Here is a 9,406-nt window from a genome sequence, read left to right on the forward strand (position 1 = left end):
GGAGGAGGCCGAGTCCGATGGCCGAAACCCGCCCCACCGCACAGCCCCAGGACGGGCCGCCGCCCGACCCTTCCCCAAGCTCTCGGCTTCGCTCGAGCAGGGGAGACCCCAATCGTTGGTGGGCCCTCGTCGTCATCGCGGGCGCCCAGCTGATGGTCGTCCTCGACATGACGATCGTGAACATCGCGCTGCCCTCGGCCCAGGCCGACCTTGGCATGACCGACGGCAACCGGCAGTGGGTCATCACCGCGTACACGCTCGCCTTCGGCGGTCTGCTGCTGCTCGGCGGGCGGATCACGGACCTGATCGGCCGCAAACTCGCCTTCTGCGTCGGCCTGTTGGGGTTCGCCGCCGCGTCCGCGCTGGGCGGCGCCGCGACGGGGCCCGGGATGCTCTTCGGGGCGCGGGCCCTGCAGGGCGTGTTCGCGGCGCTGCTCGCGCCCGCCGCGCTCTCGCTCCTCGCCACGACGTTCACCGAACCACGGGAGCGCAGCCGGGCGTTCGGCGTGTTCGGGGCGATCGTCGGGGCGGGCGCCGCCATCGGGCTCCTCGCGGGCGGCTTCCTCACCGAGTACCTCGACTGGCGCTGGTGCCTGTACGTCAACGTACCCATCGCGCTCGCGGCGTTCGCCGGGGCCCTGGTGCTGCTGCACGGCGGCCGGGTGATGACCGATCCGCACCTCGACGTGCCGGGCGCCGTGCTCGGCTGCGCGGGGATGCTGGCCATCGTCTACGGGTTCTCGGAGGCCGAATCCCGGTCCTGGGACGACGCGTTGGTGCTCACGCTGCTCATCGGCGGCGTCGCGCTGCTCGCGCTCTTCGGGTGGTGGCAGAGCCGGGCGCGGGTCCCGCTGCTGCCGATCTCCGTGGTCAGTGACCGGCAGCGCGTCGGGGCATTCCTCACGATCCTGTTCGTGACCGTCGGCATGTTCGGCGTCTTCCTCTTCCTGACGTACTACATGCAGCGCGTGCTCGGATACTCGCCGGTGAGGACGGGTGTCGCCTATCTGCCCATCACGGCGGGCATGATCGTCGGCTCGACGCAGATCGCCGCGCGGCTGCTGCACCGGGTGCCGCCGCGCACCCTGATGGTTCCGGGTCTCGTCCTCGCGGCGGGCGGCCTCGCGATCATCGCGCAGGTGGGGACCGAGCCCGCGTACGCCTCGCACCTGCTGCCGGGCATGCTGATGCTCGGGCTCGGCATGGGCACGGCCATGATGACGTCGGTGTCGCTCGCCACCGGCAGCGTCGCCCCGCAGGACGCGGGCGCGGCCTCCGCGACCTTCAACACGGCGCAGCAGGTGGGCGGTTCGATCGGCACGGCGCTGCTCAACACGATCGCGGCGAGCGTCACCGCCCGGTACCTCACCGAGCACGCGACGCCCGGCGCCGACCGCCGCGCGCTCGCCTCGCGCGCCGCCGTGCACGGGTTCAACGTCGCGACGTGGTGGGCGGTGGCCTCGGTGCTGCTCGCGGCGGTGATCGCGGCGGTCGTGGTGAACGCGCCGCGGGCACCGGGCGCGGGAGACGCGGTGCCGGCACCCGGTGACGTAGATGACGTAAAGGAGAAGGCCGTGGGGGACTGAACGGCCCCCACGGCCCTCGCTGGTGCAATTCGCTTACTACGGCGCCAAGTTGGCGCCTATGCGCGCCGTCGCCGACGTGCCTAGCGTGGTCTTCGTGAAGGTCTTCGTCGAGGACAGACCCAGACCGCTGGAGTTGCTCGGTACGTACGTCAGGTTGCCCTCGCCCGTGTTCTCGCCCGCCGTGCCGAGCACCAGGTCGGCGCGGCCGTAGCCGGAGAGGTCGGTCAGGGCGACGGCCGAGCCGAGGTTGTCGTCGGTCTCGGTGGAACCGGGGACGCCGGCGGTGTCCTGGGTGACGGTGAGCGCGCCGGTGCCGGTGATCCCGGTCGAAGCCCCCTTCAGGAGAACCGAGTTACCGGCGTTGGAGCGGTTCTTGCCGTCGCGGGTGATGTCCTCGTTCGGGGCGCCCGCGAGCACGTCCGCGTAGCCGTCGAGGTTGTAGTCGCCGACCGCGATCGAGGCGCCCATCGCGTCGCCCGCCTCGGCGGCGCCTGGGACGCCCGAGGTGCCCTGGTTGACGGACTTGGCACCCGTGGGGGTCAGTCCGCCCGCGGTCGTGGACGTCGGCAGCGAGCCCTTGACGAAGGTGACCTGGCCGCCCGCCGCCGCGCCGGACTCGGCGGTGTACGGCTGGCCGATGGCGATGTCGTCGATGCCGTCGCCGTTGATGTCGCCCGCGCCGATGGAGCGGCCGCCCTTGACGGTCAGCGTCGCGGCCTTGCGCAGGCCGCCCTCGCCGCCCTTGTACCAGACGACTTTGCCGAGGCTGCTGCCGTCGCGGTAGTTCAGCGCGACGTCCGCGTAGCCGTCCCGGTTGAAGTCGCCGGACGCGGCGTCCGCGTAGGACAGGTTGTCCTCGGTGGAGGTGATCGTGGAGTCGGAGTCCCAGCCGTCGCCGTAGCGGGCGCTCCAGGTGCCGCCGGTGCCGGTGGAGGCGGCGAACACGTCGGCCGTGCCGTCCGCGTTGAAGTCGCCGACGGCCACCGCGGAGCCGAAGCGCGCGTTGGTCAGCTCATAGCTGCCGTCGATGTTGACGCCGGTGCCGGAGGTGAAGGCCGGGCCGTACAGGATGGTGTACGCGCCGCGGTTGGAGTGGCCCGCCGTGTCGTCCTCGCCGGGCTGGCCGACGACGATGTCGGTGGCGCCGTCGCCGTTGATGTCGCCGGTGGCGGTGGAGGCGCCGAACTCGTCACCGCTCTCACCCGCGCCGGGGATGTCGGCGGTCGACTGCGAGATCAGCTTCTTGCCGGTGGCCGTGGGCCCCGCGGCGCTGCCGGGCACGATGGCGATCTGGCCGCCGCTGGACCCCTTCGGGAGGCCGGAGACGATGTCGTCCGTGGCGTCGCCGACGACGTTCTGCGAGGCCAGGGCGTGCGAGATGCCCGGGGTGGCGGCCTGCGTCGCGATGCGGCCGAGCTTCGGGTACAGGTTCGCGCCGGGGCACAGGGTGGTGTTGGTGTCCTTGTGACCGAAGACCCGCGGCAGCGTGATGGTGGTGTCCTTGGCGACCTTGTTGCCGTCGGTGCCCAGATCGCCGTTGGACGTCAGCGTCACCTTGTCGGTGGCCTTGAGGCCGTACTGGCCGAACTTCCAGGCGGTGACGCGGGAGATGGCGTCGAGCGCCGCCTTCGTCGGCTTGGCCTTCTCGAAGTTGCCGATGTAGGAGATGCCGACGGTGTCCGTGTTGAACCCGTAGTCGTGGGCGCCGTGCACCGGCAGGTCCATGCCGCCGGTGCGGCCCTCGAATATCTGGCCGCAGCGGTCGACGACGAAGTTGTAGCCGATGTCGTAATAACCCTTGCCGACATGGTCCTGCTGAATCTCGCGGAGCCGCTGAGCGGTCTGCGCACAGGGCACCTGGTTGTCCGAGTCCACGCCGGTGTGGTGCACGACGGCGGCCTTGATCTCCGTGTCGTACACGGGAGTTCCGTCGTGCGCGAGGCCGGGGCCCCACACGGACTGGGGGATGATCGTCGGCTTCACGACGGTCGAGGGGCGGGCCGCGGGCGGCGTCTCGTCGGCCGTGAACGCGGCGGGTTCGGTGCCGCCCTTGCGGGTGCCGGTGCCGGGGTCGATGAGCTTGACGTCCATCCCGGCGGGCAGGTCCTTGGCCCGGCCGTCGGCGTCGACGACACGCACCTCGACGCCGGTCGAGGTGCTTGCCGTGGACACGGAGGAGGTGCCGCCGCGGATGTCGGAGCCCGCGCGCTCGGCGCCGTCGGAGTCGTTGGTCTCCTCCGGCAGGGTGGTCCAGGCCCCCCACGCACCGGTCTCGGCGCCGCGCGCCCGGAACTGGGCGGTGCCGTCGAGCTTCTCCGCGGGGTCCTTCCACGTCACCGACACCGCGTTGAACCGCTGCGTCGACTTCTGCGGGACGACCTTCCGGTCGCTCTTCGTCTCCATGCTCAACGTGTGCACGGACGCGGCCCGGTAGGCGGCGGTATCGGCCACCTCCGTCCCCGGGTCGGCCATCGCGTACGACACGACTCCGGCGCCGCCGACGACGACCGCCCCCATCGTGATCCACGCTCTCCGCTTGAGACTCAGCGGCTTGTACGCGTGCGATCCGCGGGCGTCGTCCGCCTTCGCTCTCGCTCGCGAATGTCGCGGGCTCAATTGCCCCACCCCTCAATGAAGTTCACATGGATCCCGCGTGACGCGCGGGTAGCTGCTCTATCCAGCGAACGACGGTCAAGGAGGGGTACTGGTTGTGCGGATGTGGCGCACGTCACGTGTCCGAGATCAGCCCCGCCGGCGTTTGAGGCGCGGGGTCCGGGGCGGAGCCCCGAGGCGTGTGCCTACGGGGGGGCGGGGGCACGCACGCCGAGCCGGGCGGCAGCTCATAAGCGGGACGGCCGAGGTCGCCACCCCCCACAGGAGAGACCCCGGCCGCCGCGCGTCACGGGTCGCGAGCGGCCCGTACTTGGTTCAGCGCCGCCGGTGCGTTTTCTGTCACACCACCCTGGGACACCGTTGGTTGTCTGTTGTACGAACATGGACGCGAGGAAGTTCAGGCCGTAGCGTTCTGGTTCGCGCCGGGCGCGCGCACCCGTATCGACGGCGCACACGGCTTCACGGCCAAAGCAGGGCAGGGGCAGGGGAGTGCTGGGGGACGACGCGGAGCTGACCACCGCGGTGCTTGCGGCGCGGGACGGGAGCGAGGCCGCGTTCCGGACCGTGTACCGCGCCGTGCACCCACGCCTGCTCGGATACGTACGCACGCTCGTCGGCGACCCGGACGCGGAGGACGTCGCGTCGGAGGCCTGGCTGCAGATAGCCCGCGACATCGACCGGTTCGAGGGCGACGCCGACCGGTTCCGCGGCTGGGCCGCCCGGATCGCCCGCAACCGCGCGCTCGACCACATACGCATGCGGGGACGCCGGCCCGCCATCGGCGGCGACGAGACCGAGCTCACCGGCCGACCCGCCCTCTCCGACACCGCCGACGAGGCCATGGAGTCCCTGGCCACCGGCAGCGCCATGGCCCTCATCTCCGAGCTGCCGCAGGACCAGGCCGAGGCCGTCGTGCTGCGCGTCGTCGTCGGGCTCGACGCGAAGAACGCCGCGCAGACCCTCGGCAAGCGGCCCGGCGCGGTCCGCACCGCCGCCCACCGCGGCCTGAAGCGGCTCGCCGAACTGCTCGGCGCCGCCGAACCCGCGGCGGACAAGGACGGGAACACCGCCGACTCCCTCGAAGCGGTACCGACTCCACGGCGCGACCGCACTCGTACGTCGACGTCCGCAGGTGTGACGCATTCGCGTTCGCGGACGCAGAAGGACATGTGATGGCCGACGAGCACGACAAGTGGCTTAACCGCGACGCGGCGGACCGCCTGCTGCGCGGAGAGGCCCCGGCCGTATCCGGAGACGACGCCCGGCGGGCCGACAGGCTGACCGCCGCGCTGCACATGCTGGCCGAGGTGCCGGCCGGCCCCGAGGGTGAACTCCCGGGCGAGGAAGTCGCGTTGAAGGCGTTCCGCGAGACGCGCGCCGTCGCGGCTGTGAACGGCGCAGTGAACGGTGCTGTGGATGGCGTAGTGCACGGTGTTGTGAGTGGTGTTGTGAGTGGTGTTGTGAGCGGTTCCGTGGGAGGGGGCGCGCGTGCGGGGCGCGACCGGCGGTCCGCCAGGTCGGGCCCGAAGGCGTCCGGGCGGCGTTCGCTCTGGGGCCGCCCCGCGCGGCTCGGGGCCGTCGCCGCGTTCGCCGCGTGCATGGTCGGCGGGGTCGCGGTCGCCGCGGGGACGGGCGTGCTGCCCTCGCCGTTCCGCGGGTCGGGCGATCCGGCGCCGGCCGCGTCCGTGTCCGCCGCCGCGAGCCCCGAGCGGCCGCTCGCCTCGGCCTCCGCGGGGGTCACGGAGGACGGCCACGCGGTGCCGAGCCCGACGGAGCCGTCCGGCGACTCCGGCAGCGGGCCCGCCTCCGGCTCCCCGTCCGGCGGCAAGGACAAGGGCGCCCCCGGCGACGGCCGTACGTCCAAGGGGCGCGGCCCCGGACCGGGCGTGACCGGCACCGAAGGGGCGAGGGCCCAGGCGCGCAAGCTCGTCGACACCTGCCGCAAGTACCGCGGCGGGCAGTCCGGCGCCGCGGACGTGCAGCGCCTGGAGGCGTCCGCGAAGGCGCTCGGTCAGGACAAGCGGAGCCTCGACCGCTTCTGCGACCGCGTCCTGACCCGCGACAGAACCCCCACCGCGTCGGCCGACAGGACCACCTCGCAGCACACGGACAGCCAGGACGACTCGGACAGCCAGAGCGCCTCGGACGACGGCAAGGGGTCGGGCGGGTCGGACGGCAAGGGCAACGGCGACCGCGGGAGCGGCAACGAGGACGAGGACGGCGACCCGGGCGGCACCGCGAGCCCGAGCCCCAGCCCCAGCACCTCCTCCAGCCCCAGCCCGACCTCCAGTGCGGTACCGACCCTGTGACCTGCGGAAACGTAACGGGTCAGAAAGGTTGCGCGCCGGGTGTGACGTTTCTGGAAGCCGCGGCGCAGTAATAAGTGAGCCGACTGGTCATCGGCAGCGCACGAGCCCGGGTTCCCCCCCGTATCCGGAGCTCAGTGCCGCTGGCGCGGGTGGGACACGTTCCCCCGGTCCCACCCGCGCCACTCAACACTTCACCCCGCAGGAACGCTCACCAGTAGACGACGACCTTGTCGCCGGTCCTGACCCGCGCGAACAGTCGCGCGATCGCCCGCTCGTCCTTGACGTTCACACAGCCGTGCGAGGCCCCCGCGTACCCGCGCGCCGCGAAGTCCGACGAGTAGTGCACCGCCTGGCCGCCGCTGAAGAACATCGCGTACGGCATGGGGGAGTCGTAGAGCGTCGAGACGTGGTGCCGGGACTTGAAGTCGACGTGGAACACACCCTCGCGGGTCGGCGTGTACTGGGACCCGAACCGCACCTCGGTCGTCAGCACGCGCCTGCCGTCCACCATCCACGCCAACGTGCGACTGGTCTTGCTGATGCAGATCACCCGCCCCGTCATACAGCGCGGATCCGGCTTCGCCGGGGGCTGCCCGCCGAACTGGTACAGCTCCCACTTGCCCGGCTCGTGCGTCATCCGCAGCAGCCGCTGCCAGGTCACGGCGTCCGTCTCACCGGTGCGCGGCAGCCCGCGCTTGCCCTGGAACCCCTTGACCGCGTCGGCCGTCACGTCGTCGTACGTGCCCGTGGGCCCGTTGTAGAGCCAAGCCACTTGGCGCAGCCGCGCCTGCAGTTCGCGTACGTCCTTGGACCTGTCGCCGGGAGCGAGGAGGACCTTGGGGGCGGGGGGTGCGGAAGGTGGCGCGGAGGGCTTCGCGTCGTCGCGGCCGGAGGGCGTGTGTGCCGAAGTTGGTGAAGTGGGCGAGCCGGGTGTCCGCCCGCCCTCCACGGCCTGGGCCTTGCAGCCGCCCACCAGGATGACCATCCCGGTGACGCCGATCATCGAACGTAGGACTGCTGTCCGCATGACATCCCCCGCCTGCCGAGCCGTTCTCTCTCGTCCCGCGGATACTGCCCACGTCGAAACGTGGGAAAGCTTGTGAGCAAGGTCCCAGCGCGGGACTCTCCACTGGCCGCACGCCCGCCGCTACAGTCCGTCGCGAGGGTCGTTCACTACTGGCAAGTAAGCATCGGCAAGTAATCGCTGGAGGCACAACCATGGCGCGCGAATCCGAGTCCGGACTGCCCATCGAGCCGGTCTACGGCCCGTCGGCTCTGGGGGGTTGGGACCCGGACCGCAAGCTGGGCGAACCGGGCGCGTACCCCTACACGCGCGGTGTCTACCCGACGATGTACACGGGCCGCCCGTGGACGATGCGCCAGTACGCCGGGTTCGGTACGGCCACCGAGTCCAACGCCCGATACAAGCAGCTCATCGAGAACGGCACGATGGGCCTGTCCGTCGCCTTCGACCTGCCGACCCAGATGGGCCACGACTCCGACGCCCCGATCGCGTCCGGTGAGGTCGGCAAGGTGGGCGTCGCGATCGACTCCGTCGAGGACATGCGCGTCCTGCTCGGCGGCATCCCGCTGGAGAAGGTCTCCACGTCGATGACGATCAACGCCCCGGCCGCGCTGCTGCTGCTGATGTACCAACTCGTGGGCGAGGAGCAGGGGGTGGCGGCCGACAAGCTCACCGGCACCATCCAGAACGACGTGCTCAAGGAGTACATCGCCCGCGGCACCTACATCTTCCCGCCCAAGCCCTCGCTGCGGCTGATCGCGGACATCTTCAAGTACTGCAAGGCCGAGATCCCGAAGTGGAACACCATCTCGATCTCCGGCTACCACATGGCCGAGGCGGGTGCCTCTCCCGCGCAGGAGATCGCCTTCACGCTCGCCGACGGCATCGAGTACGTCCGCACGGCCGTCGCGGCCGGCATGGACGTCGACGACTTCGCCCCGCGCCTGTCGTTCTTCTTCGTCGCCCGTACGACGATCCTGGAGGAGGTCGCCAAGTTCCGCGCGGCGCGCAGGATTTGGGCGAAGGTGATGAAGGAGGAGTTCGGCGCCAAGAACCCCAAGTCGCTGATGCTCCGCTTCCACACGCAGACGGCCGGCGTGCAGCTCACCGCCCAGCAGCCCGAGGTGAACCTCGTGCGCGTCGCGGTCCAGGGCCTCGGCGCGGTCCTCGGCGGTACGCAGTCGCTGCACACGAACTCCTTCGACGAGGCGATCGCCCTCCCCACCGACAAGTCCGCGCGCCTGGCCCTGCGTACGCAGCAGGTCCTCGCGTACGAGACGGATGTGACGGCGACGGTGGACCCGTTCGCCGGCTCGTACGTCGTCGAGAGCATGACGGACGACGTGGAGGCCGTCGCGCTCGAACTCATGGAGAAGGTCGAGGAGTTGGGCGGCGCGGTCAACGCGATCGAGCGCGGCTTCCAGAAGTCCGAGATCGAGCGCAGCGCGTACCAGATCGCGCAGGAGACCGACTCCGGTGAACGTGTCGTGGTAGGCGTCAACCGCTACCGGCTCGACGGGGAGGAGCCCTACGAGCCGCACCGCGTCGACCCGGCGATCGAGGCGCAGCAGGTGGAGCGGCTCGCGAAGCTGCGGGCCGAGCGGGATCAGGGGGCGGTTGATGCGGCGCTCGCCGCGCTGAAGAAGGCGGCCGAGGGCGAGGACAACGTCCTCTACCCGATGAAGGACGCGCTGCGCGCCCGCGCGACGGTGGGCGAAATCTGTGACGCGCTCCGCGGGATCTGGGGCGCGTACGTCCCGTCGGACACGTTCTGACCGACCAACACCGGGGCCGGGCTCACGGGGCTCCGCCCCGGACCCCGCTGCTCAATCGCCGCAGGGGCTAAACAGCCCCGCCGGCGTTTGAGACGCGGG

At 71.3% G+C, this 9,406-nt stretch carries 6 protein-coding genes; 4 read left to right on the plus strand and 2 right to left on the minus strand.

What is annotated here, in order from left to right; genetic code table 11:
* Positions 1 to 17: 17 nt before the first annotated feature.
* On the plus strand, positions 18 to 1,586 hold the full coding sequence (locus tag ABT004_RS28025) for an MFS transporter (protein ID WP_351342212.1): 1,569 nt from the start codon (positions 18 to 20) through the stop codon (positions 1,584 to 1,586).
* A 36-nt stretch (positions 1,587 to 1,622) separates the two neighbouring features.
* Here the strand turns inward: ABT004_RS28025 and ABT004_RS28030 are convergent, their stop codons facing one another.
* Positions 1,623 to 4,103: an N-acetylmuramoyl-L-alanine amidase gene (locus ABT004_RS28030; protein ID WP_351342214.1), complete on the minus strand. Its 2,481-nt coding sequence runs from the start codon at positions 4,101 to 4,103 to the stop codon at positions 1,623 to 1,625.
* Between the two features lie 585 nt (positions 4,104 to 4,688).
* Here ABT004_RS28030 and ABT004_RS28035 point away from each other — a divergent pair.
* Together ABT004_RS28035 and ABT004_RS28040 are read left to right on the plus strand one after the other, a co-directional pair.
* Positions 4,689 to 5,372: an RNA polymerase sigma factor gene (locus ABT004_RS28035; protein WP_351342216.1), complete on the plus strand. Its 684-nt coding sequence runs from the start codon at positions 4,689 to 4,691 to the stop codon at positions 5,370 to 5,372.
* Positions 5,372 to 6,508, plus strand: coding sequence for a hypothetical protein (locus tag ABT004_RS28040; protein WP_351342217.1), 1,137 nt, complete (start codon positions 5,372 to 5,374; stop codon positions 6,506 to 6,508). The genes ABT004_RS28035 and ABT004_RS28040 overlap by 1 nt, the downstream gene beginning before the upstream one ends.
* A gap of 208 nt (positions 6,509 to 6,716) precedes the next feature.
* Here the strand turns inward: ABT004_RS28040 and ABT004_RS28045 are convergent, their stop codons facing one another.
* A complete protein-coding gene (locus ABT004_RS28045; RefSeq protein WP_351342219.1) occupies positions 6,717 to 7,535 on the minus strand; it encodes a L,D-transpeptidase family protein in 819 nt (272 codons plus the stop codon).
* A gap of 191 nt (positions 7,536 to 7,726) precedes the next feature.
* Between ABT004_RS28045 and ABT004_RS28050 the strand changes: the two genes are divergently transcribed.
* The gene (locus tag ABT004_RS28050) at positions 7,727 to 9,307 is read left to right on the plus strand and encodes an acyl-CoA mutase large subunit family protein (RefSeq protein WP_351342220.1); all 1,581 of its coding nucleotides are present in this window, start codon (positions 7,727 to 7,729) and stop codon (positions 9,305 to 9,307) included.
* Positions 9,308 to 9,406: the final 99 nt, after the last annotated feature.

The sequence above is a fragment of the Streptomyces sp. NPDC002790 genome, from assembly GCF_040295505.1.
Taxonomy (GTDB): Bacteria; Actinomycetota; Actinomycetes; order Streptomycetales; family Streptomycetaceae; genus Streptomyces.

Coding starts and splice junctions, on each gene's coding strand:
- ABT004_RS28025 (WP_351342212.1), top strand. CDS start 18: ATGGCCGAAACCCGCCCCACCGCACAGCCCCAGGACGGGCCGCCGCCC.
- ABT004_RS28030 (WP_351342214.1), bottom strand. CDS start 4,103: ATGGGGGCGGTCGTCGTCGGCGGCGCCGGAGTCGTGTCGTACGCGATG.
- ABT004_RS28040 (WP_351342217.1), top strand. CDS start 5,372: ATGGCCGACGAGCACGACAAGTGGCTTAACCGCGACGCGGCGGACCGC.
- ABT004_RS28045 (WP_351342219.1), bottom strand. CDS start 7,535: ATGCGGACAGCAGTCCTACGTTCGATGATCGGCGTCACCGGGATGGTC.
- ABT004_RS28050 (WP_351342220.1), top strand. CDS start 7,727: ATGGCGCGCGAATCCGAGTCCGGACTGCCCATCGAGCCGGTCTACGGC.